Raw genomic sequence first — 23,457 nt, 5'->3', positions numbered from 1 at the left:
TGTTACACCGGCTGACAACGCGTTACTTCACGGAAACCGCAGGCAACGACCGCTCAACGCGGAATGCGTACGGTGGCTCTCATGACTACGAACGAAGTGACTCCGCACGACACCAGTGTCCAGTCCGCTCCGGCGGAAGGTGCCAAGCCCCGCATTACAGGCATGCAGAAGCGTGTCCTGGCCGGCGGCAGCGTTGGCCAGTTCATTGAGTTCTACGACTTCGCCCTCTACGGCCTCTCAGCCGTGGTTCTCTCACAGCTCTTCTTTCCCAGTGAAAGCGCCTTCATCGGGCTGCTGTCCACTTTCGCCACCTTCGGCGTCGCCTTCCTGATTAGGCCGCTGGGCGGACTGTTCTTCGGTGCTCTGGGCGACAAGATTGGCCGGCGCCGGGTCCTCTACATCACCCTCGTGTCCATTGGTGCGGCGACTGCAGCCATCGGACTGCTTCCGACCTACGCAACCATTGGTGCGCTGGCTCCGGCCCTGCTGGTGCTTTGCCGGCTGGTGCAGGGATTCTCGGCAGGCGGTGAATCGGTGGGCGCGCCGTCGTTCGTCTTTGAGCACGCGCCGGCGAACCGCCGCGGTTTCTGGCTCAACATCACCCTCGCTGCCACCGCGCTGCCCTCCGTGGTGGCCGGAACGCTGATCCTGATCCTCAGCCAGTCTATGAGCGACGCCGACTTCCAGAGCTGGGGCTGGCGCATCCCGTTCCTGCTGGCACTGCCGCTGTCCCTCTTCGGCCTGTGGATCCGCGCCAAGACCGAGGAAAGCGAAGTCTTCAAGGCAGTCCTGGCCAAGAACCAGACCAAGGAATACAGCCCCATCCGCGAGACCTTCCGCACCAACAAGGTCCGTATGCTGCAGGTCATCTTCGTGATGGGCCTGACCGCAATGGGCTTCTACTTCCTCTCCGGGTACTTCGTCTCCTACGTCCAGACCACCGGAAACCTGAGCCGGGACCAGTCCCTGCTGGCCAACGCCGCAGCCATGGCGTTCTACGCACTGCTCCTGCCGCTGGGCGGAATCATAGGGGACCGGGTTGGCCGCAAGCCCATGCTGATTGCCGGCTCGGCTGCACTGGCCGTCTTCGCCGTGCCCTGCTTCATGCTGGTGACCAGCGGCGTGCTGGGACTGGCCATCCTGGGCCAGCTGCTCTTTGTCATTCCGCTCTGCATCTACGGCGGCGGCTGCTACACCTTCTTCGTGGAAATCTTCACCACCAAGACCCGTTTCACCTCCGCAGCCATCAGCTACAACGTTGCCTATGCCATCTTCGGCGGAACCGCACCGTTCGTGGGCACCGCACTGGTAGCCGCGACGGACGTGGCGTACTCGCCGGGCTTCTACATGAGTGCTGCAGCCGTGATCGTGCTGCTGCTGCTCACCCTCACCAAAGTGCCGGAAACCCGCGGCCGCATGGGCTAGCGCCGCTCGGTACAGCCGCACGGACCAAGCCCGCCTGAACCAAAGGAAAGAACCATGACTTCATCCCAGGCCTTCCTGAAGGATTTCCACGACGTCGCCGCCATTGGCGCCACCGAAGCCAACGGCGTCGACCGGCAAGCAGCCACCGCTGAAGACAAGCAGACCAGGGACTGGTTTGCCGCCTACGCCGAAGCCCGGGGCTGGGAGGTGCGTGTGGACAGCATCGGCAACATGTTCGCGCTGATCGAGCTGGTTCCCGGCGCACCGTACGTGCTGGTTGGCTCGCACCTGGACAGCCAGCCGCTGGGCGGCCGGTTCGACGGCGCGTACGGCGTGATCGCCGGCCTGCACGCCGCCTCCCGGATCACCGAGCGCCTTCAGTCCGGCGCTGGAACTCCGGTCTTCAACCTGGCGGTTGTGAACTGGTTCAACGAGGAAGGCGGGCGGTTCGCCCCGTCCATCATGGGCAGTTCAGTGTTTGCCGGGCTCATGGATGAAGCAGCCATGCTGGAGGTCCGTGACCTTGCCGGGGTTTCCGTCCGGGAGGCCCTGTCCGGAATTGGCTACCTCGGCACGGATGAGCGGCCGGAAGTGGCCAGCTACGCGGAAATCCACATTGAGCAGGGCCGCATCCTGGAACGCGAGCAGCTGCCGCTGGGCGCCGTCGACTATTCCTGGTACACCCAGAAACTGGACATCGAGGTGCTCGGCGAACAGTCGCACACCGGCGCCACTGCCATGGCAGACCGGCACGATGCCCTGGTGGCGGCGTCCAAGGTGGTGCTGCTGGTCCATGACGTGACGAAGAAGTTCGCCGAAGAAGCGCTGGTGTCCTCGGTGGGGCGGATGACACTGGAGCCGAACTCGCCGATCGTCGTCGCCCGCCGGGTCCACCTGGTGGCGGACCTGCGCTCGGCATCACCGGAGATCGTCAGCGAAGCCCGCGCGTCCCTGCTCGCCGACATCGATGCCATCGCCCGCGAACACGACATCACCATCAACGTGAACGACTTCGATATCCGCGGCATCCAGTACTACCCGGAGGAAGGCCTCGAACTGGCGGAGAAGGTTGCCGCTGAGCTGGGGCTGGGGATCCGCCGGATCCAGACCATGGCCGGGCATGATTCGGTGGCGCTGAACCGCATCGCGCCCACCGTCATGCTCTTCATTCCCTCCGTTGACGGGGTCTCGCACTGTGAGCGCGAGTTCACCAAGGACGAGGACATGGTTGCCGGACTGGACGCGCTCACCGAACTGGGCTGGAAGCTCGTGCACGGTGCCCTGACGGATCAGGCCACGGGTCCGGCAGCATGAGCACACCGGCCACCGGCGAGCTCCCCGCACCGGCGCAGGGACAGCCCCTGCATTACCTGGACGCCGTCACTGCGCTGAAACTGTTCCGTTCCCGGGAGCTGTCTCCCGTGGAACTGCTGCAGTCCATGATTGACCGCGCCGCTTCGGCAAATGATTCGGTCAATGCGTTCACGGAAACCATGTTCGACGACGCAATGGTCCAGGCCCGCAGTGCGGAAGCAGAGTACCTGCGGGGAAGCGCCGGCCGGCGGTCCCTGTTGGGACTGCCGGTGGCGACTAAGGAGAAGCACGCCCTGGCCGGGCGCAGCTTCTCCCAGGGACTGCTTGCCCAGGCCGGTGCAGTAGCCACGGCCGACCATCCCGTGGTGGAGCGTATCCGTGCTGCCGGCGGAATCGTGCACGCACGGACCACCTCGCCGGAATTCAGCTGTGCCACAGTGACGCACAGCCCCATGTGGGGAGTGACACGCAATCCGTGGAATCTGGAGCGTTCCCCGGGCGGGTCCTCCGGAGGCGCGGGAGCGGCACTGGCTGCCGGCCTGGCACCGCTTGCAACGGCGTCGGACATTGCCGGGTCAACCAGGCTTCCGGCGGCCTTCACCGGAACCGTTGGGTACAAAGCCCCCTATGGCAGGATTCCCGGGTTGGCTCCGCTGTCCGTCGACTGGTACCGCGGAGACGGACCAATGGCGCGTACCGTTGCGGACACGGCGCTGCTCGCCAACGTGATGTCCGGCCGGCACCCGGGGGACCACTCCTCCTTCGGCGGGCCGGGCACGCTGCCGCTGGAGTTCGACGACGCCGGGAATGCGGCCGGGCTGCGGGTGGCACTCTGCCTGCGGCTGGGCGACTATCCGCTCGACCCTGCCGTGGAAGCCAACACCCGCGCAGTCGCCGAAACCCTGCAGGCAGCAGGAGCCGTGGTCGAAGAAGTGGAACTGCCATGGACCACTGCGGAAATCCGGGACACGATCTTCACCCACTTCGGCCACATTCTGGGTCCGGCCATGGAGGAGGCCACTGCCGGGACCGAAGACTCGCTGGCCTCCTACACCCGCCGGTTCATGGCAGACGCCCGGGTGGCTGCCGAGCGCAGGACCCTGGTTGAAGGGCTGGCGGCGGAGGCGAAGATCCAGTCGGAGCTGGCTGATGTCATGGACGGATTCGACGTGCTGCTGTGCCCAACATCCGGTGCCGGTTCCCTGGCCGCCGATGCAGAGTACCTTGACGGCATCGAGGTGGCTGGATCCCGGCTGCAGCACTACTGGGAAGGGCACCTGACCGCGCCGTTCAACATCGCCAACCGGTGTCCGGTCCTGGCTGTGCCGTCAGGGTTTGGCGCCGACGGGGTCCCCACGGGGGTGCAGATTGTGGGCCACCCGTTTGCGGAGGAATCCGTCTTCCGTGTGGGTGCTGCAATCGAGGTGCTCCGCCCCTGGGCGGGACGGTACCCGCAGCTCTAACGTGGCGTCGCTGGATGCGGCGGCGCCGGCTGCTACTGCGGCGGCGGCTACTCGGCCCTCCGGTTTGGGACATTTCTGCCGGTTTGGGCACGAATCCGGGGCAGGTTCCCTGCGGTTTGGGACATTCCTGCCAGATTGGGCACCAAGCCAGGGCCGGTTCCCTGCGGTTTTGGACATGCCTGCCAGATTGGGACTTTCCTGCGCGGCGCCGCGGCAGGAATGTCCCGAACCGGCAGGGGAGTCCCAAAGTGAAGGAATTCCGCGCCGACCCAAAGCCCGGACGCCTGCCCAAAGCCCGGGGACGCCTACCGAAGCCGGACCGCCTGACCAAGGCACGGGCAAGCCACCGGTTCTTCTCCGCCAACGCGGCTGATCGCGGCTGGTCAGCGGACCCTGGTGTTCACCTCCGGCTGAAGAGCGCGGCATCGGAACCCAGCCGCCAGCGCCGGGCGATACGCCCAGGTCTAACCGCTCAGCTGTGGCGCATACCCTGCCCGGCCAGCACCGCGCGGTACCCTTCCCGGAACGTCGGATAGGTAAATTCGAATCCGGTGGAGCGCAGCCGGGCGTTGGACAGGCGGCGGTTTCCGCCGCGGGATGAGGACGACGGCGCGGCCGGCCCCAGCTCGGTGCCGAGTTCCCCGGCCAGGAAAGTGAGGACATCACGCTGCTCCACGGGCTCGTTGTCCACTCCGAGATACAGCGAAGCCGGGTCCGCCACGCCGGTGGTCAGATGGACGACGGCGGCCGCTGCGTCGTCCCGGTGGATCCGGTTGGTCAGCTGGCCCGGACCCGGGTCCGCTGCCCCTGCCTGGACCTGGTCGATCAGCCGGGTGCGGCCCGGCCCGTAGATTCCGGCCAGCCGCAGCACTATGGCATCGGGCCGCCGGGAGTGCAGCAGTTCCTCGGCCTCACGGATGACGGCACCGGTCACCGAGGCAGGAGCAGTGGGGGAGTCTTCATCCAGCCAGCCGCCGTCTGCGTCTCCGTAGACGGCGGTGGAGGAGACGAAAAGGATGCGCTGCGGCTGGACACCGTCGCGCTCTAGGGCATCCAGTACATTCGATGTGCCGTCCACGTATGCCGAGCGGTAGGCCGCCTCGGTGCGCTCACCGGCGGCAACGCAGATCACCACAATGTCGGTATCCGCGGGAACCCGCGGAAGCGTTCCGGTGAGGTCGGCCGCCCGGCCTGCCAGGGGCGCGGGAATCTTTTCGGGCGAACGGCGCCACCCCAGCACGGGAAAGCCGGCCGCGGCGAACCGCAGGCCGGCTTCCGTGCCCAGGTCACCGCAGCCGGCAATCAGGACAGTCATGGGAACAGTCTGCCAAAGATCTAGTCGGGCAGGGACGCCAGGACCTGGCGGGCCACGTCCACGCTGGACTGCGGATTCTGCCCGGTGATCAGGTTGCCGTCGGTGACGACAAAGCTCTCCCAGGCGGGACCGGAATCGACGACTGCACCCTTTTCGGCGAGGGCGTCAGCGACCATCCAGGGGGTGTTCTCGCCAGTGCCGCCGTTCAGTTCTTCTTCGTTCGTGAAAACGGTGAGTCGGCGGCCGGAGAAAGCGAATCCTGTTTCCGGGGTTTCAGCGCTAAGCAGTGCCGCCGGGCCGTGGCAGAACGGGGCAATGAGCATGCCCGCATCGTTTGCCGCGATCAGGATCCGTCCCATGTCCCAGTCCGAGGCGAGATCCGCCATGGGGCCGTGCCCGCCCGGGATCACTACGGCGTCGTACTCCAGGGGTGCGACGTCCGCCAGCGCCATGGGGGCTTCCAGCTCCGGACGCAGCTCCTCAAGGTAGGACGACAGGTGCGCCGCCTTCTCCTCGCCTCCGGCCTGGTCGGGCTGGAGGCTGATCCGGTCCACCGTGGGGGTCTTGCCGCCCGGGGTGGCGAACGTGATGCGGTGACCGGCTTCGAGCAGCGTGCGGTGTGATTCGACCAGTTCCTCGGCCCAGAAGCCGGTGGGGTGCTTGGAGCCGTCCTTCATGGTGAGGGAATCGGCTGCGGAGACAACCATCAGGATGTTGTTCATGGTGTGGGTCCTTCCATTGGGGGAGTCAGTCAGCGGGTGGGCCGGCAAACTCAGCTTGCGGCGGCGTCGATCTCCGCGAAAGTGTCGGCGTCCAGCACCAGGTCCCCGGCACCGAGGTTCTCTTCAAGGTGGGCCACCGAGCCGGTGCCTGGAATGGGCATCATGACCGGTGAACGCTGCAGAAGCCAGGCAAGGGCAACCTGGGAGGTGGTGGCGTTAAGCTTCTTGGCGGCCTCGTCCAGGACGCCCCCTGGCTGGGCCAGTTCACCGGCAGAAATCGGAGCCCAGGGAATGAACCCGATCCCGTTGGCGGTGGCGTAATCCAGGACGTCTTCCGAAGAGCGGTCGGTCAGGTTGTAGCGGTTCTGCACTGTGGAGACGGTGAAGTACTTCTCTGCCGCCTGGAGCTCTTCGACGCTGACCTGGGACAGGCCAAGGGCCTTGACCTTGCCTTCCTGCTGCAGGTCCCGCAGCACGGCGAACTGCTCTTCGGCGTCGACTGTGGGGTCAATACGGTGCAGCTGGAACAGGTCCAGGGAATCAACCCTGAGCTTACGCAGGCTCAGTTCCGCCTGCTGGCGCAGGTACTCGGGGCGGCCCAGCGGAATCCACTCGTCCGGTCCGGTGCGCACGAACCCGGCCTTGGTGGCGATCCGCACACCGTCGGGGTAGGGGTAGAGCGCTTCGGCAATGATCTCTTCACTGATGTTGGGGCCGTAGGAGTCTGCGGTGTCGATGAAGTCGACGCCCAGCTCCACGGCGCGGCGCACCACCTCGACGGCGGTTCCGCGGCTTTCCGGCTCGCCCCAGACACCGGGGCCAACAATGCGCATGGCCCCGAACCCGAGGCGCCTGACGGTGCCCAGGTCCTTGAGGTCGATGGTTGCGGACAGGGTGTTTTCAGTCTGCTCAGTCATGTGTTGTGCCAACACGATACTAAGCAGGCTTATTCCCGTCCGACCCACGTCATTGCGGACAAAAGGTGTCCGCGCAGCTCTTCCAGCCTCTAAAGCCCGGGCGTAGCGTCCCGGGCATGGACTGGAAAATCGAGTTAGTTCCCGTGCCGGTGTCCGACGTCGATGCCGCCAAACACTTCTATGTAAACCAGGTGGGTTTCGCCGCCGATCACGACCACCGGGTGGACGACAGCCTGCGGTTTGTGCAGCTGACCCCGCCCGGCTCAGCCTGTTCAGTGGTGATCGGCGAAGGAACCACGGACATGGTCCCCGGCAGCCAGCGGATCCAGATCGTGGTGCCCAGCGCTGCGGAAGCCCGGCAGCATTTGCTGGACGGCGGGGTGCAGGCCAGTGAGCTGGCACCCCTGGAGTGGGGCACCTTTGTCTACTTCAGCGATCCGGACGGCAACCAGTGGTCGCTGCAGGAGCTCCCGGCAGTTTCACCTATTTGAGGTTCGCTCCTGCTTCGCGCGGCAGCAGCTTGTTGGCGCCTTCAGCCAGCAGCACCGTCACGTCCGGGTGCAGCTGCAGAACCGAAGCAGGCAGCTCCGGCGTGACGGGCCCGTAGAGGGCCCGCTCCACCGCCTCCGCCTTGGATTCACCCGCAGCCATCAGCACCAGCGCCTTCGCCTCCAGGATGGTGCCCAGGCCTTGTGTCAGCGCCCGGTACGGGACTTCCTCCGGGGAAGCGAAGAACCGGGCATTGGCCTGCCTGGTGCTGGCATCCAGGTCCACCACGCGGGTCCGGGAGTCCAGAGGTGAACCAGGTTCGTTGAAAGCCAGGTGGCCGTTGCTGCCGATGCCCAGCACCTGCACATCGATCCCTCCTGCAGCGCGGATGGTGTCTTCATATGCCGCTGCTGCCCGGTCCGGGTTGTTTGTTCCGCCGTCGGGCACAAACACCTCTGCAGGATCCAGTCCCAGTGGTGCGGTGACCTCGCGCCGCACCACTTCGCGGTAGCTCTGCGGATGCCCCGCCGGAAGGCCCAGGTATTCATCCAGCGCAAAGGCCCGCAGCGGCGGAAGCTCCGCACGCCGGCGTGCCAGTGCCTGGTACAGGGGCAGGGGTGAGGAACCGGTGGCAACACCGAGGACCGGCCGGGTGCTGGCCTGCAGCCGGGCCAGCACCGTGGCGGCAGCCTGTTCTCCAAGGTCAGGCAGGCCTGCAGCGGTGCGGATCGTGACGCTCACAGCTTTGCTCCCGGGGCCTGGGCAGTGTGAAGGGCAGGGTCCGCGGGGGTCCAGCCTTCGATGCGAAGCAGCGAAGCTGCGTTTGCCCCGAAGATCTGCTGAACGTGGCTGGCGGGCATGCCCATCTCCCAGCAGATCCTCAGCTGGTCAGCGAGGTAACGGCGAACGTACCCCCGCGGGAACCAGGATGAATCGGTTCCAAAGATTATCCGCTCAGGACCGTGCGTTTCGTAGAACCGGCGGAACACATCTTCCAGCGTGAGCTGCTGAGCCATAAAACGCACCCACTGGTTGGACCCGGAGGTATCCACCTGGACGTTGGGGCAGGCCCACATCAGGAAGAGGACCTGCTGCACGTGCTGGATGCCGAAGTGCGGAATCACAAACGTGACATCCGGGTGGCGTTTGGCAACGGTTTCCAGCCAGGCCGGTTCAATCATCTCGTTGTGCGCGATTCCGCCGGCAGAACCACAATGGCCAAAGTGGATCAGCACGGGCACCCGGTGCTCAGCGGCCACACGCCAGACCGGATCAGCGCCCGGATCATCGATCCGGGCGGACATAAGCGGAGCAAAGATCTTCAGCCCGCGCAGGTCATACCGTTCCAGTGCCTGACGGAAGTTTTCAGCAGCTCCGGGCTGGAACGGGTCTGCCATTGCTGCCATGCCGAGGAACCTGCCTCCGCCCCGTGCCACCAGTTTGGCCATCGCATCGTTGCCGCCCGCGGTGACGAACGCAGCGTGTTCAATATGGTTGTCATCCAGTTCAGCGGCCCACCGGTCTGCTTCCGCTTCGGCACCCTGGTCCGCATCCCCCTGCTCCGGATCGGCAAAGTCCCAGCTGCGGCGCCACCGGGCGGACATCCCGGCTACTTTGGCGGCGCGGTCTGCCGCTGCTGCACTCGACTCCTCACAGGCGAACTGGCCGCCGGAGAGGGACTTAGTCAGCGGGTCGAACGGCATCCGGAAGTGCAGATGGAAGTCGACAATCGAAATGCCCTGCACCACTGGGCGGTTCGCGATTCGCGAGACATGCACGGTTCCTCCTACAAGCTCAACGGTTCAGGCAATGGCACAGATCCACGCAGATCAGGGTGGGTGGCCACGAGTTCGGTGGCATAGCGGACTGCGGCAGCCAGGGACCGGGCGGGGGAGTCTCCCCGGGCGAGGCAGGCCAGGAACGCTGCATTGAACCCATCGCCGGCGCCGGTGCTGTCCACGGGGACTACCTGGCGGGCAGGCTCATGGATCCAGGTGCCGTCCGGCAGTGCAAGCCCGGCGCCGCCGGCGCCCAGTTTGGCGACGACCATGGTGGCTGTCCCGGCGGCCAGGGACAGGGCCGCCGCTTGTGGGCTGGGACTGGATGTCAGACCGGCGAGTTCATCACTGTTCGGGAGGAACAGATCCACCGATGCCAGCACGCTGTGCACTTCTTCCCGGACACTTTCCGTCCAGCCTTCGGCCGGCCAGCCGGTATCCAGCACTGTTAACGCTCCCCGGGCATGCGCGGCAGCGAAGAGCGCCTGGGCGGCACCGGCACGCAGCTTGGGGAGCAGAAAGTAGCCCGCCAGTACTACTGCTCCGGCCTCGAGGGCCGCTGGCGGGACATCCTGGGGGGTCAGCTCGGCCATTGCCCCGAGCGACGAGAGAAACGCCCGGTCCCGTCCTGGAGCTTCCACCGCCACGGTGATGCCGCTGGGCAGCCCGGCGTCACGAACCAGCACAGACTCAAGTCCCGGTAATGCCAGTTCCTGTTCGAGCAGCCGTGTGGAGGCATCGTCGCCGACCTTGCTTACCAAGGTGGTGGACTGGCCCAGGCCCGCACAGCGGACTGCCAGGTTGCCCGCGGAGCCGCCCAGGCGAATGCTGATGCCGGGGACTATGGACTCAGTGCCGGGCTCGGGAAGCGCCGCTGCGCCGGAGACCATGATGTCCAGATTGGTGTTGCCTACTACCGTGACCGCGGACGGCGCACCGCTCATGCCGCTCCCGCCAATGAGTGTGCCCGCTGGAGCAGCGTTTCCCGCGCTCCGTCGATCCCGGAGCGGAGCTCAGCCGCGCGCGCGGCGAGGTGCTGCGCAGCACTCGAAGCCAGGTCCGCCGTGACGGTGACGGCCTTGCTGCCGGGGCTGCCGGCCTGGGGCCGGTCCAGCACACGCCCGGGATCAGTTCCCGCCGCGAGCACCAGATCCGTCAGGGCAGTGCTGATGTTTCCGGCAGCGAGTGCTTCCTCTACCTGTTCCCGTGACCACGCGGTTGGGTCTGCGGACTTGAAAAGCCGGCCAACGACGTCGTGGGCGCCGCGCCAGGGCACGCCGGCCACAGCCAGGGCTTCAGCCACGGAGGTGGTGGTGGCGCCGGAACGCACAATCTCCTCCTTCTCAGGGAGACGCTGCACAGTGAACTCGCCCAGCAGGCCGTCCAGCATGCGCACAAACCGGATGACCCGGTCTGAGGCGCGCCAGAGCTGCTTCTGCACATCGGTGGTGGCGTTGTTCGAGTCCTCATACCAGCCGGAGTTGATGTTCGCGTAGGTTGCGGACATGTCCGCTGCAGCAGCCCCGGCCATGGAGACCATGTGCTCAAGGACCACAGGGTTCTTCTTCTGCGGCATAATCGAGGAGCCCTGCGTGTAGGCATCCGGGGTAGCGACCCAGCCGAACGTCATCCATTCCAGCAGCACCCGGGAAAAACGGGCACCGGTGGCGCAGATCCGCGCCTGTGCGGCGGCGAGGCGCATAAAGTGCTCGGCGCCGGCAACCGCCTCGTAGCTGGACGTGAAGGTTGAGTCGAAGCCCAGCAGGTCCGCAACCGTCTGCGGGTTGATCGGGACGTCGGAGCCGGTGAAGGCAGCCGATCCCAGCGGAGACACATTCATCTCTGCGTAGATGTCCAGCAGTTCCCGGCCCTGGCTCAGCAAAGCTTCGGCCAGGCCCCCCATGACGTGGCCGATGGTGGTGGGCTGGGCAGGACGCCGGTGGGTGAAGCCGATAATCAGCGCGTCTGCGTGCCGGCGCGCCAGTTCAGCGGCGTCTGCCGCGGTTTGGAGAACCAGGTCCACCTGGTCGAGGATCTGGCGCCGAAGCACCATCCGGAACGCACCGGCGTCGAGGTCGTTGCGGCTGCGGGCCAGCTGCACATCCAGTTCAGAGGTTGAAATCCCGCAGGCAGCAGCCAGCTGCTGCTCCATGAAGTAGTAGGGGTCCTCCACCGAACCGTCGAAGACATATTCCTGGGTGCCGTCGGTGATCCGTTTCCACAGATCAAGCAGACCCTTCTCCAGCCGGGCGGAACGCTCCCGCGGAAGGATGCCTTCGTCGTCGAGCATCCACACATGGGCCAGGGATGCTTCGACCATGGGCGGATAGATGTAGGACGCGGCTTCTTCGAAGGCATCACGCAGGTGGTTGTCCCAGTAGACGGACAGATCCGGGCGGTCGGTCAGAGGAGGACGGGGAGACTCGGTCATGCTTATTTCACCGGCTTCAGGTCGGGGGCGGCTGGTTCAGGTGCGGGAATGGGCAGCGGCGTGGCACTGGAGGGGATCGGCCCCACAAGCGGTGTCTCCACGGTGGGACGACGGCGGCGGCGCAGCAGGGCTGCAATCCCGCCGGCCCGCGGGTTCTCCAGGCGCTGGGAGATGATCAGGACGATCAGGATCAGGCCCATCTGCAGTGCACCGTAAGCTGCTGCCGTGCCGAATTCGTTGGAGTAGATGCGGTTGTAGATCTCCACTGACAGAGGGGCGAAGCGGGCGGGGTAGATGACGACGGATGCCACGTACTCGCCGAAGCCCTGAATGAAGGCCATCAGCGCGCCGGCCAGGATGCCGCGGTACATCAAGGGCACGGTAACGGTGCGCAGTACCCGCCAGGATCCGGCTCCCAGGTTGCGGGCGGCTTCCTCCACCGACGGATCGATCTGTGCCAGTGCTGCGTTGGCGGACCGGAAGACCAGGGGCAGGAACCGGACGAAGTACGCCACGGGAAGGATCCAGAGCGAGCCGATCAGCACCTGGCCGAGGTTGAAGGGGCTGGGGGAGGCAAAGGCGGTCACCAGGTTCACGCCGACCACCGTGCCGGGCAGTGCCCAGGGAATCATGACCATTACGTCCAGCAGGCCCTTGCCCGGGCCCTTCCACCGGGTAACCACCCAGGAGGCGAGCACTCCGACCACCGCACAGGCGATCATCGCGATGAACGCCATCTGGCTGCTGACCAGGATCGGGCGCAGGGTGGAGGGGTCCGTGAAGATCCGCTCGAAGTTGCCCAGTGTGTATTCGCTGGGCAGGATCTGCACGGTCCAGGATCCGTCCACCGTGAAGGCAAGGAGCACGATCACTGCAGCCGGTGCCATCAGGATCAGCACCAGGAGGGCGGAGCCGATGCCGGCGCTCACCCGGGGGAGGGTTCCATGCAGGACTTTGACCGCCTGCGGAGTGCCCTTGGAAGCGCTGCGGTGCACCCGCCGGTTCTGGTACCAGCGCATGGCGAGCAGGAAGAGGATCGAGACGATGGAGAGCACGGTTGACTGTGCGGCAGCCAGTTCATAGGCACCCGAGGTCCGGGAAGCGACAATCTGCATCGTCAGTGTTTGTACGTTGTAGAACTGCGGTGCCGTGAACGACGCCATGGAGACCATGAATGTCAGCAGGGCACCGGATACCAGCGCCGGAGTGAGCATGGGCAGGAGTACCGTGCGCCACATGGTGAAGCGGCTGGCTCCGAGGTTCAGTGCTGCTTCCTCCATGGACGCGTCCGAACCGGCCAGGCCGGAGGCGACCGCGAGATAGAAGTACGGGTACATGGTCATGGTGTGGACCAGCAGGACGCCAAGGACACCGTTGGCGGACACCGCGGAGGGATCCGCACCGAAGTACTGCGCGAGGAAACGCGGAACAATCCCGCTCTCGGCGTAGAGGAAGTAGAAGGACACGGCGCCGATCAGCGGCGGCAGGGCCATTGGCAGCATGGCGAACAGCCGCAGCACGTTCCGGCCCGGGAAATCGAACCGGGTCAGCAGCACGGCCAGGGCGGTGCCGATGACGCCCGTGGTGATGACGGAAACCACGGAGATGCCCACGGACAGCCCAAGGGCCCGGCCCGAGTTGCCGCCGAAGAAGCCGGCGTAGTTGCCGGTACCGCCGTCGAGCGAGGTGCGGGCGGTAGCGAACATGGGGATGACGATGTAAATGAGCAGGATCAGTGCCAGCGGCACTGCCAGCCAGTAGATGAACCGGTCAGACGACGTCGTACCGCTGCGCAGGCGCAGTCTCGCTACCAGGCTGCTCACGGTGCCACCAGCCACACGCGTGCGGGATGGGGTGCCAGGATGACCCGGTCGCCGGGCTGTGCGCGGTCCTCGGCGTCCGGCACGGAGACGACCAGCTCGGTTCCGTTCCAGTCCACTTCATAGACGTTTACTGCGCCGGTGAACTCAGCCGTTTTCACGGTCCCTTCCAGCTCTCCGGCCTCCGGCAGCGAGGGAGCCCCGTGCTGCACGGACATGGTGAAGGCCTCCGGCCGCAGGCTGACGGCGGCCTGGTCTCCAACGGCTGCAAGCCAGGACGGGGTGCCGGCAACCCGGGGCGCCCGCAGCAGGGAACCGTCCTCCAACCGGACGTCCACGGTGTCCGATCCGATGGCAAGGACTGTGCACGGGAGCACGTTGGAACGGCCGATGAAGCGTGCCACGAATGACGTTGCAGGGCGGTGGTAGACCTCGCGCGGCGGGGCAACCTGGTGGAGGCGGCCGGATTCAAGGATGGCCACGCGGTCGCTCATCGCCATGGCCTCGGCCTGGTCATGGGTGACATAGATGCTGGTAATCCCGGCCGCTTTTTGTGTACCGCGGATTTCGGCGCGGGTTTCCTCGCGGAGTTTGGCATCGAGGTTGGAGAGCGGCTCATCCAGCAGGAGCACCGACGGCTGAATGACCAGGGCGCGGGCCAGGGCCACACGCTGCTGCTGGCCGCCGGAGAGCATATCGATCCGGCGGTCGGCGTACCGTTCCAGTCCAACCTGCTGCAGTGCCCGGTCCACCCGCTTGTTCTTTTCCGCCCGCGGGGTACGGCGGACACTAAGTCCGTATCCAACGTTGGCGCGGACGCTCATGTGGGGGAAGAGGGCGTAGTTCTGGAACACCATGCCGGTGTCGCGCCGGTTGGGGGCGGTGTTGGTGACGTCGCGGTCGTTGAAAAGAATGCGTCCGCGGGTGGGGGCAATGAAGCCGGCAACCATGCGCAGGGTAGTCGACTTGCCGCATCCGGACGGCCCCAGAAGGGTGAAGAACTCTCCGTCCTGGATAGTGAGGTCCAGATCGGACACGGACGGCGCGGCGCCGGGGTACCGCTTTTCGAGGGATTCGAGGAGGACTCGTGTCATGGCTGCTCTCCGCAGGGTTTGGGGGATGGGGAAAGGCCAGGGACGGGCAGCAGGTGTGCCGCCCGTCCCGGCTCCGGGCTAGTTCTTGCCCTTGATGTTCTCGGCCCAGTAGCCGATCCACTCGGATTCGTTCTGCCCGATCCGGTCCCAGTCGACCTTCATTTCCACGAGGTCCAGGTCTGCGAGCCAGGCCGGCTGCTCGGACATGCTGATGGACGGGATCTGGTAATAGGTCTCGGAGAGCTTCTTCTGGGCATCTTCGCTGAAGAGGAACTCGAGGAAGGCGTCAGCGGCGTCCGACGCCGGACCGTTCTTGATCTTGGCAACGCCGTCTACCAGCATGGGTGCGCCGGATTCGGGGACAACGGGGGTGAACGGAGCGTTCTGGTTTTCGATCTGCAGCATGACGTCCTGCAGGTTCCAGGCGCTGGCAGCTGCTTCCTGACGGGTCACGCGCAGGTACAGGTCCGTGGGGTTCGCGGCATAGACCTTCGTGTTGGCGTCGAGCTTGCCGAGCCACTCGTAGCCGGCTTCGGGGGAGCCCGCGGCGTCATACTGGCGGTCGATCATGGCTGCGTAAATGCTGCGCATGGTGCCGGAAGCCTCGACGTCGCGGATGGCCAGCTTGTCAGCCATCTCCGGCGCAACGAGGTCGTCCCAGTCCTTCGGGGCCTCTTCTTCGCTGAGCATGTCGTGGTTGTAGAAGATGACTTCAGCAAGCTGCATTTCGCCCACCCACAGACCATCCGGATCCCGGAGTTCCTCCGGGACGGCTTCGACGACGGCGTCCGGAGCCGGGGCCAGGACGTCGTCCGTGGCTGCCTGCTTCATCTGCTGGCCGGTTCCGCCCCACCAGATGTCGCCCTGCGGGTTGGCCTTTTCTGCGCGGATACGTTCAAGTGCTTCCTGGGCGCCAAGGGTCAGGATTTCCACCTTGCCGGCGTAGTCCGGGTTGGCTGATTCGAAGTCGGCCACGACTGCTTCGGCGAGGCCTTTGTCCCGGGCGGTGTAAATGGTCAGGGTCTCGCCGCCTGAGCCTTCCGACCCGGAAGACGAATCGTCCAGGCCACAGGACGAGAGCGCAAGCATGAGCGCGAGCCCGCCGGCAACGGCGCCGAGCGGTTTACGGATAGTGCGGTGCAGAGCCATGTACTTCTCCTAGGGTTGGGTGGTGCCAGGTGAACTTCGGGCCCCTGCGGCTTAGCCGCCGGGAGTGATGAGGGCAGAGGGGTCTTCGAGGACGCGGGCAACGGCACCGTGAAGGATGCCGGCTCCGCCAAGGGAAGCGAACGTGACGTCCGGGGCAGAAGGTGCTGCTGCCCGGATGCGGTCTGTAAGTGCTGCGCGTGCCGGATCGTCCAGCTGGACGGCGTCGCCGGAAAAGACCACGAGCGCGGGGTTCAGGACGCAGGCGCAGACGACGGCGGCCCAGGCCCAGGCATCCAGGACGTCATTCAAGAGCGTTTGGGCACGGTGATCGGAGCAGATCCGGCCTACCACGGGACCGCCGCTGTCCAGCCCGGCGGACTCGGCGGCGGCGGCAATGGCCGGAGTGCTCCAGGCAGCTTCAAACGGGCCGCGGTTGCCGTGGGGGAGGGGGCGGGGTGCAACAGGCAGGAAACCAACCTCGCCCGCGGACCGGGTGGAGCCATGCAGCAGCTTGCCGCCGGAGAGGATAGTCGCTCCGATGCCTTCGGCGATGTGGATTAGCACCAGGTCATCAACGCCGGCTGCGGCTCCGGCACTGCGCTCGCCGAGCGCCACCAGGTTGACGTCGTTTTCAACGGTTACGGCCAGTCCGGTGCGCCGCTGCAGTTCATCGGCCAGCTGGGATCCGTTGGCGGCGGCGAAGTCCGGAGCGAGACTGACCGTGCCGTCGGTTCCCACCACGCCGGGCAGTGCCAGGACCAGCCGGGCCGGCTGCCGGGGCGCAGCTGCAGCTAGTTCAGAGACAGCCTGGGCGGTTGAGGACACCGGATCTTCGGCATTGAAAGCGAATTCGCGTGTCTCCAGCACTGCGGCATCGAGATCGACAAGGCTCGCCCTGACGCTTCCCTGGCAGACTTCTGCGACCACCAGCACCACTGCCGAACGGTCAATCTCCATTAGGGTCCTGCGCCGTCCCCCTGTTGATTCGCGCTGTCCCACTTCGTGGAGGTAACCCAGTTCCTGGAGCTCGTGGACAATCCCGGTGACCGTCGATGGGCTGTACCCGGTAGCGGCAGCTAGATCGGTACGGGAAATGGGGCCTTGGGACAGGAGGGCCCCCACAACGGATTCCACCCGGATCCGCCGGAGTTCCTGGCGGCCCGTTGGTGCATGTGAGGTGGACGACATTCTTACTTTATACGGTGAAGAAAGTAAGAATGCAAGACCTTTTTTCGTCTGTTCCTGCAGGTGGGAGGGGGCGCGTGTGCCCGCCGGAGCTGGCTGCCAGCTACACGTACGGAGCCACGCGGACGTAAACGGGATCCGCCGGCAGGGCGGGAACGCCCGGAGGCAGTTGATCCACGGGAGCGATCCGTGCCGTACCAAACGCCGTGAAACCGGCGCTGGCCGGAACGTCAGCACCGGCGAACACCGCCAGGCCGTCGGCCAAATAAACGCCCAGGGTCTGGGTGCCGCACGCCCCCGTGGTTAGGAGCACGGAGCCGGGTCTGGCTGCTCCCGGATCACGTACGAGAGTTCCGGACCCCGGATGCGCCGCGAACCACGAAACAATGTCCTGCGGCGCTAAACCCGAGAACGTGTAGCCGGCGGCCCGCAGCGCCCTTGTCACCAGGGCGGTCCCGTTCTCCCCGGAACCACAGGCCAGGTCCCGGCGGATAGAGGAAAACACGGCAGCCTCGGCTGTATCGGGGTGGGCCGCAGTGTAGGCGTCAGCCTCGGCGAGGGCAGCGGCAGCCCGGTCACGTTCCGAAGGATCCCACACAACCCGTCCTGCCAGCTCCAGCTGTTCAGGGGTCGGGGTCGGGGCCGGGGCCGGGGCCGGGATTTGGATCTGAGCCGGGGCCGGGGCCGGGGGCACGGCGCCAGACTCGCCGCTGCCGGGCATCCCGCTGTCAGCGGGGTCGCCGGCGTTGGATTCCAGCCCGGGATCGGGAGTCTCACTTTCCGGGGTGGGGGCGGGTGCCGGCACATACTGCTGTGCAGGAGCCTGCGCCTGGACAGTGGCGGGAACACTGACTGCTGGTGACGGCGCCGGAAGCACGGTCCGGTAGGGTTCCGGTTCCTGGACGCCGCACCCGGCCAGCATCGAAGCGGCCGAAACACCAAGCGCGACGGCGAGTGCGCCGGCGGTCCGGGCGGCACCGTTTTTTGGCTTGCTCATGGAAGCTCATCCTCCGGAGGATGCAAAATCTGCTCGCTCCTTTGATTTTGCTCCCGGACGGCCGCGTTAGTCGAACCGGTCGCACCGGCCGCAGCCGCGCCTTCCGATCGGCCGCACCGGGGCTGCCTCATTAAGCGAACCCGGGCCGCCGCCGAAGCCTAACCGGGCCCCGCAGCACCAGTGGCCCGGTGCCGCGGGACCCGTTGCTCAGCGGGTGGCTTCAGCCAGGTACTCCAGGATGTGGCGGTAGGTGTGTCCCGTCGCCTTGGTCATCCCGAGTTCACAGGTCCGGTTCAAGGAGGCATAACCGTCAAAGACCCGGGAGTTGATTTCCTCTGCCTGCCGCTTGGTCGCCGACGCCGTCAGTTCGGGGTGCAGCAGGCCGCGGTCGCCGGCGAAGGCGCAGCAGCCCCAGCTCGGAGGAACAAAGACCTCAGCGCTGACCGCAGCCGCAATCTCCGTCAGGGCATCATTGGCACCAAGCTGGGTGGAAGAGCAGGTGGGATGCAGGGCCAGCGATCCCAGTTTCCGGGTAACTTCCAGCCGCGGAAGGACGTTCTCCCGGACAAAGTCCACGGAATCCACGAACCGCAGGCCCGGGTAGACCGGGCTTTCACCGGCCAGGCGCTTCATGGTGTCCAGGCCTTCGGTGCAGGAAGCTGCGTCACACACCACCGGAAGTTCCCCGCCGCCCGTGGCAACCCACAGGTTGGCCAGTACCTTCTCCGTCATCACCTGGTAGCCGGAGGTGAAGCCCTTGGATTTCCACGGCGTACCGCAGCACAGGTTCTCAATGCCCTTGGGGATGCGGACCCCCACGCCGGCACGTTCGCACAGTTCCATGAATGCCGGGGCGGATCCTTCGCCGCCTTCGCCGGGACCGAACATGGTGCCGATGCAGGCCGGGAAGAACACTGCAACCGGGTCCGTGTCTTCGTGCGCGGCACGGCGGGTTCCGCCGGCCGGCAGTACGGTCTCGTAGGACTGAACGTTGTCCGCACCGAGAATGGCACGCCCGACGGCGGTGGCCAGCTTGGGAAGCGGCGACGGCACGGCCTTCGCAAAGGTCAGCGCCTTGCCGCCGACGGAGGTCATGGTGCCCCAGCGTCCGGCAGCTGCTTTCCAGCCGGCGTCGGCAGCCTTGTTGGTGTTCTCGGCCCGCAGCCGCCGAACGAGGTCGCCGGTGTTGATCAGCACGGGGCACGCGGTGCCGCACATGCCGTCCACTGCGCAGGTCTGCACGCCGTCGTAGTCATAGTCCGCACGCAGGGTGGCGGCGAGCACCGAATCCCCGCGGGCCTCGGCGTCGGCAATTTCCCGGCGCAGCACAATGCGCTGGCGGGGTGTGGTGGTGATGTCCTTGCTCGGGCAGACGGGCTCGCAGTAGCCGCACTCCACACAGCGGTCCACTTCTTTTTCCACCGTGGGAGCGATCTTGAGGTTCTGCACGTAGGAACGCGGATCCTCATTGATCAGCACACCGGGGTTGAGCAGGTTGGCCGGGTCGATGAGGCGCTTGATCTCGAGCATGATTTCGTACAGCTCATCGCCGTACTGCCGCCGCACGTAGGGGGCCATGATCCGGCCGGTGCCGTGCTCGGCCTTCAGCGAGCCGCCTTCGCCCAGGACCAGCTCCACCATCTCCTCGGTGAAGGCCTCGTAACGGGCGAGCTCGGCGGGATCACTGAAGTTTTCGTTCAGCATGAAGTGGATATTGCCGTCCTTGGCATGCCCAAAGATCACGGAGTCCCGGTAGTGGTGGTCCGTGAACAGGGTGGCCAGTTCGGCGCAGGTCCGTGCCAGCGACGGAACCGGAACCACAATGTCTTCCAGCAGTGCGTTGGTGCCGGAGGGACGGGCGCCGGCCACCGTGGTGTAGAGGCCCTTGCGCATGTGCCACATACCCGCCCGATCCCGGGCGTTCGAGGTCATGGCGAACGGAGCTGCGAGGCGCAGGGACTCAAACAGCGGCCGGGAGGCTTCCCGCTTGGCTTCGAGTTCATCCGCGGTAGTGGCCTGGTGCTCCACCAGCAAAGCGGCATGGGCCTGGATCTGGAGTCCGCGCAGTTCAAGCGGGGCATCCGCTGCCTGCTGGGCGACGCGCAGGGACGTGGCGTCCATGAGTTCCACCGTGGCCAGACCGGTAGCGGTGAGCTCCGGCAGGGCGGTGGCAGCGGCGTCGAGCGACTCAAAGAACATCAGGCCGGTGGCGACCTTGGGCAGCGCCGGAATGGTCCGGAAGGTCGCCTGCGCTACGAAGCCCAGGGTTCCCTCGCTGCCGATCATCAGGTGGGCCAGGATGTCTGCCGGATTCTCAAAGTCCAGGAAGGAGTTCAGGCCGTAGCCCATCGTGTTCTTCATCGAGAACAGTCGGGTAATGGTGGCGACGGAGTCCGGGTTCGCCACGATGCGGCCGCGCAGGCGCAGCAGGCCCTCGAAAAGTTCCGGTTCAAGGGCGCGGAGTTTCTCCTCCACGTCCGGTGCCGCGGTGTCCAGGACGGTGCCGCTGGCCAGCACCAGGACCATGGACTCAAGGGTCCGGTAGGTGTTGAACTCGGTGCCGCAGGCCATGCCGGAAGAGTTGTTGGCCACCACGCCGCCGATGGTGCAGGCGATCTCGCTGGCGGGGTCGGGTCCAAGCTTGCGTCCGAAGGCAGCCAGCCGGGAGTTGACCGAGCGCACCGTCGCGCCGGGGGCCACGCGGACCCGGGCGCCGCCGTCGAGCACTTCGATGTCCCGGAAATGGTGACGGGTATCGATCAGGAGGCTGTCGCTGACGGCCTGGCCGGAGAGTGAGGTTCCGCCGGAGCGGAAGGTTGCCGGGATGCCGAGCTCACGGCTGCGGCGCATCAGCTGTGCCACTTCGGCAGTGTTCGTGGGCGTGGCAACCGCCTGCGGAATCAGCAGGTAGTGGGAAGCATCGTGCGCCATTTTCCGGCGGTCGATCTCCCGGGTGCTGATCCCCTCACCCTCGAGGGACGCGGTTGCTGGGGCAAAGTTCTGCGCTGTGGCTGACATACGATCCTGATCCATGACGTCTGCGGGACTTTTATCCCGACTCAAATCTATTCCGGAATTCCGGTTTCCGGGAAATGGTCAGGCCACACCCGGCGAGGCGGCCTGTAAGTACTGCAGAACGGCCAGGACCCTTCGATGGTCGCCGGCCGCCGGTGCTAGGTCCAGCTTGCTGAAAATGGATGTGATGTGTTTTTCCACCGCGCCTGCGGAGAGGAACAGTTCAGCACAAATACCGGCATTTGTCCGTCCCTGCGCCATGAGTTCCAGAACGTCGTGTTCCCTCGGAGTCAGGGATCCAAGGCCCGCTGTGTTCCCGGCCCCCATCAGCTGGCGGACCACTTCCGGGTCGAGGACGGTTTCTCCCTCCCGGATCCGTTCGAGCGCGTCCAGGAAGGCACGGATATCCGCCACACGGTCTTTGAGCAGGTACCCGGTTCCGCGGGGCTGGCCGGCGAAGAGCTGCGTGGCGTAGCGGGTCTCCACGTACTGGGAGAGGAGCAGGACGCCGATTTCCGGCCGGGTCGCCCGCAGCGTCAGTGCCGCCCGGATTCCCTCGCTGGTGTGGGTGGGCGGCATCCGGTTGTCCAGGATTACGACGTCGGGCTCCGCGGTTTCAAGAGCCGTGAACAGTTCCTCTGCATTGCCGGCAGCAGCAACAACCTGGTGTCCACGCCCGCCGAGCAGCTCCACCAGGCCAACACGCAGCAGTGCGGAGTCTTCGGCAATCGCGATCTTCATCCTTGAAGCCTGCCCCATGCTGCCGCCGTCCGGAAATGCCGGGCCGTGCTCATGCCAGGGGGAGCCGGACCGTCACCGTGGTGGGACCGCCGGCGGGGGAGTCGAGTTCCAGGGTGCCGTCTACCGTGCGGACGCGTTCGGCCAGGCCTGCCAGCCCGCTGCCGGCTGCCGGATTGGCGCCGCCGGTTCCGTTGTCGCTGACGTTGAGAACCAGCTGCCCGCCCTCGCTGGCGACTGAAATGCGGACGGCAGAGCCGCGAGAGTGCTTCACCGCGTTGGTGACCAGCTCCGCCGCGGAGTAGTACGCAATGGCTTCGACGGCGGGGGCCGGCCGCACCACCAGGCGGTAGTCCAGTTCCACCGGCAGGGGCGACGTCGCGGCCAGAGACTCGAGTGCGGCGTCGAGCCCGTCATTTAGCACTGCGGGCCGGATGCCGCGGGCGATTCCGCGGAGGTCTGCCAGTGCATCCTTGGCGGTTCCGTGTGCACTGTCCAGGAGGCGCTGCAGGTCTTCGTTCGTTTCACCTGCGGAGAGGCGGTCCCGGGCATCCCCGAGCTTCATGGCAATGGCAACCAGCTGCGCCTGCGTTCCGTCGTGTAGATCCCGTTCGATCCTGGCCAGCCGGGGCGTCGGCTGTGGTGACGGAACTGCTGCGGCTGGCCTCCAGGTCACGGACCCGGACCTGTGCAGCTGTTGGACCCAGGAGCGCAGCGGTCAGTGCAGCCTGCAGCCGGGCGGAACCGTTGTTGATAGCCGGCCAAAGGACGAAGGTCATCAGCACGCCCACTCCAACGTAGGCTGCCTGCCACCAGAACCCTTCCACGAACACATCCGGGGCAATCATGCTGCCGCGGTGCCAGGACCCGTCCGACGCCTGCGTGGCAGGCAGCCACTGCGACCAGTACCAGTGGGTCATGCAGCCAAGGCCGGTAACCAGGAAAGTGATGCTGAGGACCGCGGCCGTTACCGAGGTGACGAAGCTGACGACCATGTGGGCGATTGCCCTCCACCCGGCTGTGTCGGCCAGCCCGGACCACAGGAAGCCAAAGAACCCGCGCCGGGGTGTGAACGGCGGCGGTGCGTCGATGTGCCTGCCGAGCAGGGACGCCGTGAGGCTCCGGTTGACGGTGCCCCAGTACCTGCCGGCGACCACCATGGCGGCAACAATAACCAGACCCACTACGGTCACCAGCAGGGATGCACCGAGGGACACCGTGGTCACGGCGTAGGCCAGCGCGAAGGGAGCCAGAAGCAAGGTGACGCCGTGGTACCCGAAGGCACGCCAGGTGGCGCTGCGGAAGAAAGCCGGGCGGCGAGGCTGAGTCTGCGTCACTGCTGCCGGGCGGGATCCCGGTACTGCATCAGGTTCGGGGGCGTAGGTGTTGGTCATGACTCCAGCTTGCTATCTGGGGGCGGGCGCCGCCATGGGGCTTTCCCCCGTAGCTGGGGTGGGGTTTGCGGCTGACCTGCAGGAGGGCGTGGGGTCTGGGGCTGATTCGGGGCTGGATCGGGGTTGGATCGGGGTTGGACCGGGGGCGCTCGGCAGAATCATCGGGGATCGGGGATCGGGGATCGGGGGGGGGGGGGGGGGGGGGGGGGGG

20 protein-coding genes are annotated in these 23,457 nt (G+C 66.1%); 4 read left to right on the top strand and 16 right to left on the bottom strand.

What is annotated here, in order from left to right:
• Positions 1–81: 81 nt before the first annotated feature.
• The 3 genes from AO716_RS16590 to AO716_RS16580 are packed head-to-tail and all read left to right on the top strand — an operon-like array spanning position 82 to position 4,202.
• On the top strand, positions 82–1,425 hold the full coding sequence (locus AO716_RS16590) for an MFS transporter (RefSeq protein WP_082413690.1): 1,344 nt from the start codon (positions 82–84) through the stop codon (positions 1,423–1,425).
• Between the two features lie 54 nt (positions 1,426–1,479).
• Positions 1,480–2,739 carry a M20 family metallo-hydrolase gene (locus tag AO716_RS16585; RefSeq protein WP_055243071.1) on the top strand — a complete coding sequence of 420 codons (1,260 nt, stop codon included), beginning with the start codon at positions 1,480–1,482 and terminating at the stop codon, positions 2,737–2,739.
• Entirely contained in the window at positions 2,736–4,202 is a 1,467-nt protein-coding gene (locus AO716_RS16580; protein ID WP_055243068.1) for an amidase, read from the top strand. The genes AO716_RS16585 and AO716_RS16580 overlap by 4 nt, the downstream gene beginning before the upstream one ends.
• A 472-nt stretch (positions 4,203–4,674) precedes the next feature.
• Here the strand turns inward: AO716_RS16580 and AO716_RS16575 are convergent, their stop codons facing one another.
• From AO716_RS16575 to AO716_RS16565, 3 genes are read right to left on the bottom strand one after another with little or no spacing between them, the layout of a single operon-like run.
• Positions 4,675–5,517, bottom strand: a complete 843-nt coding sequence (locus AO716_RS16575; protein ID WP_055243066.1) for an SDR family oxidoreductase — start codon at positions 5,515–5,517, stop codon at positions 4,675–4,677.
• A 20-nt stretch (positions 5,518–5,537) separates the two neighbouring features.
• Positions 5,538–6,239 carry a type 1 glutamine amidotransferase domain-containing protein gene (locus AO716_RS16570; protein WP_055243065.1) on the bottom strand — a complete coding sequence of 234 codons (702 nt, stop codon included), beginning with the start codon at positions 6,237–6,239 and terminating at the stop codon, positions 5,538–5,540.
• Positions 6,240–6,289: 50 nt separating this feature from the next.
• Complete coding sequence (locus tag AO716_RS16565; protein WP_055243063.1) at positions 6,290–7,156, bottom strand: aldo/keto reductase; 867 nt, start codon at positions 7,154–7,156, stop codon at positions 6,290–6,292.
• A gap of 116 nt (positions 7,157–7,272) precedes the next feature.
• Between AO716_RS16565 and AO716_RS16560 the strand changes: the two genes are divergently transcribed.
• Positions 7,273–7,647, top strand: a complete 375-nt coding sequence (locus tag AO716_RS16560; RefSeq protein ID WP_055243061.1) for a glyoxalase superfamily protein — start codon at positions 7,273–7,275, stop codon at positions 7,645–7,647.
• Here the strand turns inward: AO716_RS16560 and AO716_RS16555 are convergent.
• The 13 genes from AO716_RS16555 to AO716_RS17375 form a co-directional block, all read right to left on the bottom strand.
• Positions 7,640–8,386, bottom strand: coding sequence for a glucosamine-6-phosphate deaminase (locus AO716_RS16555; RefSeq protein WP_235472149.1), 747 nt, complete (start codon positions 8,384–8,386; stop codon positions 7,640–7,642). The genes AO716_RS16560 and AO716_RS16555 overlap by 8 nt on opposite strands.
• On the bottom strand, positions 8,383–9,423 hold the full coding sequence (locus tag AO716_RS16550; protein WP_200907664.1) for an amidohydrolase family protein: 1,041 nt from the start codon (positions 9,421–9,423) through the stop codon (positions 8,383–8,385). The genes AO716_RS16555 and AO716_RS16550 overlap by 4 nt, the downstream gene beginning before the upstream one ends.
• Positions 9,424–9,431: 8 nt before the next feature.
• Positions 9,432–10,367 (bottom strand): carbohydrate kinase family protein, encoded by a 936-nt coding sequence (locus tag AO716_RS16545; protein WP_055243060.1) that lies wholly within the window; start codon positions 10,365–10,367, stop codon positions 9,432–9,434.
• The gene (locus tag AO716_RS16540; protein ID WP_055243057.1) at positions 10,364–11,854 is read right to left on the bottom strand and encodes an argininosuccinate lyase; all 1,491 of its coding nucleotides are present in this window, start codon (positions 11,852–11,854) and stop codon (positions 10,364–10,366) included. Before AO716_RS16540 ends, AO716_RS16545 begins: the two co-directional genes overlap by 4 nt.
• A gap of 2 nt (positions 11,855–11,856) precedes the next feature.
• Positions 11,857–13,677 (bottom strand): ABC transporter permease, encoded by a 1,821-nt coding sequence (locus AO716_RS16535; RefSeq protein ID WP_235472148.1) that lies wholly within the window; start codon positions 13,675–13,677, stop codon positions 11,857–11,859.
• Positions 13,674–14,768, bottom strand: a complete 1,095-nt coding sequence (locus tag AO716_RS16530) for an ABC transporter ATP-binding protein (RefSeq protein WP_055243055.1) — start codon at positions 14,766–14,768, stop codon at positions 13,674–13,676. The genes AO716_RS16535 and AO716_RS16530 overlap by 4 nt, the downstream gene beginning before the upstream one ends.
• A gap of 78 nt (positions 14,769–14,846) precedes the next feature.
• Positions 14,847–15,917, bottom strand: a complete 1,071-nt coding sequence (locus tag AO716_RS16525; RefSeq protein WP_154578647.1) for an extracellular solute-binding protein — start codon at positions 15,915–15,917, stop codon at positions 14,847–14,849.
• Between the two features lie 51 nt (positions 15,918–15,968).
• Positions 15,969–17,105, bottom strand: coding sequence for an ROK family transcriptional regulator (locus tag AO716_RS16520; protein WP_082413684.1), 1,137 nt, complete (start codon positions 17,103–17,105; stop codon positions 15,969–15,971).
• Between the two features lie 100 nt (positions 17,106–17,205).
• Positions 17,206–18,099 carry a hypothetical protein gene (locus AO716_RS17485; RefSeq protein ID WP_055243050.1) on the bottom strand — a complete coding sequence of 298 codons (894 nt, stop codon included), beginning with the start codon at positions 18,097–18,099 and terminating at the stop codon, positions 17,206–17,208.
• 207 nt (positions 18,100–18,306) lie between these two features.
• Positions 18,307–21,117 (bottom strand): FAD-binding and (Fe-S)-binding domain-containing protein, encoded by a 2,811-nt coding sequence (locus tag AO716_RS16510; protein WP_055243047.1) that lies wholly within the window; start codon positions 21,115–21,117, stop codon positions 18,307–18,309.
• Positions 21,118–21,195: 78 nt separating this feature from the next.
• Complete coding sequence (locus AO716_RS16505) at positions 21,196–21,855, bottom strand: response regulator transcription factor (RefSeq protein ID WP_055243045.1); 660 nt, start codon at positions 21,853–21,855, stop codon at positions 21,196–21,198.
• Positions 21,856–21,904: 49 nt separating this feature from the next.
• Positions 21,905–22,417, bottom strand: a complete 513-nt coding sequence (locus AO716_RS17380) for a sensor histidine kinase (protein ID WP_055243043.1) — start codon at positions 22,415–22,417, stop codon at positions 21,905–21,907.
• The gene (locus AO716_RS17375; protein WP_055243041.1) at positions 22,377–23,246 is read right to left on the bottom strand and encodes a sensor domain-containing protein; all 870 of its coding nucleotides are present in this window, start codon (positions 23,244–23,246) and stop codon (positions 22,377–22,379) included. The genes AO716_RS17380 and AO716_RS17375 overlap by 41 nt, the downstream gene beginning before the upstream one ends.
• Positions 23,247–23,457 lie beyond the last annotated feature (211 nt).

The organism is Arthrobacter sp. Edens01, from assembly GCF_001307035.1.
Lineage (GTDB): Bacteria > Actinomycetota > Actinomycetes > Actinomycetales > Micrococcaceae > Arthrobacter_B.
This window is presented reverse-complemented; position numbering and strand designations above follow the sequence as displayed.

Coding starts and splice junctions, on each gene's coding strand:
- AO716_RS16590 (WP_082413690.1), top strand. CDS start 82: ATGACTACGAACGAAGTGACTCCGCACGACACCAGTGTCCAGTCCGCT.
- AO716_RS16585 (WP_055243071.1), top strand. CDS start 1,480: ATGACTTCATCCCAGGCCTTCCTGAAGGATTTCCACGACGTCGCCGCC.
- AO716_RS16580 (WP_055243068.1), top strand. CDS start 2,736: ATGAGCACACCGGCCACCGGCGAGCTCCCCGCACCGGCGCAGGGACAG.
- AO716_RS16575 (WP_055243066.1), bottom strand. CDS start 5,517: ATGACTGTCCTGATTGCCGGCTGCGGTGACCTGGGCACGGAAGCCGGC.
- AO716_RS16570 (WP_055243065.1), bottom strand. CDS start 6,239: ATGAACAACATCCTGATGGTTGTCTCCGCAGCCGATTCCCTCACCATG.
- AO716_RS16565 (WP_055243063.1), bottom strand. CDS start 7,156: ATGACTGAGCAGACTGAAAACACCCTGTCCGCAACCATCGACCTCAAG.
- AO716_RS16560 (WP_055243061.1), top strand. CDS start 7,273: ATGGACTGGAAAATCGAGTTAGTTCCCGTGCCGGTGTCCGACGTCGAT.
- AO716_RS16545 (WP_055243060.1), bottom strand. CDS start 10,367: ATGAGCGGTGCGCCGTCCGCGGTCACGGTAGTAGGCAACACCAATCTG.
- AO716_RS16540 (WP_055243057.1), bottom strand. CDS start 11,854: ATGACCGAGTCTCCCCGTCCTCCTCTGACCGACCGCCCGGATCTGTCC.
- AO716_RS16530 (WP_055243055.1), bottom strand. CDS start 14,768: ATGACACGAGTCCTCCTCGAATCCCTCGAAAAGCGGTACCCCGGCGCC.
- AO716_RS16525 (WP_154578647.1), bottom strand. CDS start 15,917: ATGGCTCTGCACCGCACTATCCGTAAACCGCTCGGCGCCGTTGCCGGC.
- AO716_RS16520 (WP_082413684.1), bottom strand. CDS start 17,105: ATGTCGTCCACCTCACATGCACCAACGGGCCGCCAGGAACTCCGGCGG.
- AO716_RS17485 (WP_055243050.1), bottom strand. CDS start 18,099: ATGAGCAAGCCAAAAAACGGTGCCGCCCGGACCGCCGGCGCACTCGCC.
- AO716_RS16510 (WP_055243047.1), bottom strand. CDS start 21,117: ATGTCAGCCACAGCGCAGAACTTTGCCCCAGCAACCGCGTCCCTCGAG.
- AO716_RS16505 (WP_055243045.1), bottom strand. CDS start 21,855: ATGAAGATCGCGATTGCCGAAGACTCCGCACTGCTGCGTGTTGGCCTG.
- AO716_RS17380 (WP_055243043.1), bottom strand. CDS start 22,417: ATGAAGCTCGGGGATGCCCGGGACCGCCTCTCCGCAGGTGAAACGAAC.
- AO716_RS17375 (WP_055243041.1), bottom strand. CDS start 23,246: ATGACCAACACCTACGCCCCCGAACCTGATGCAGTACCGGGATCCCGC.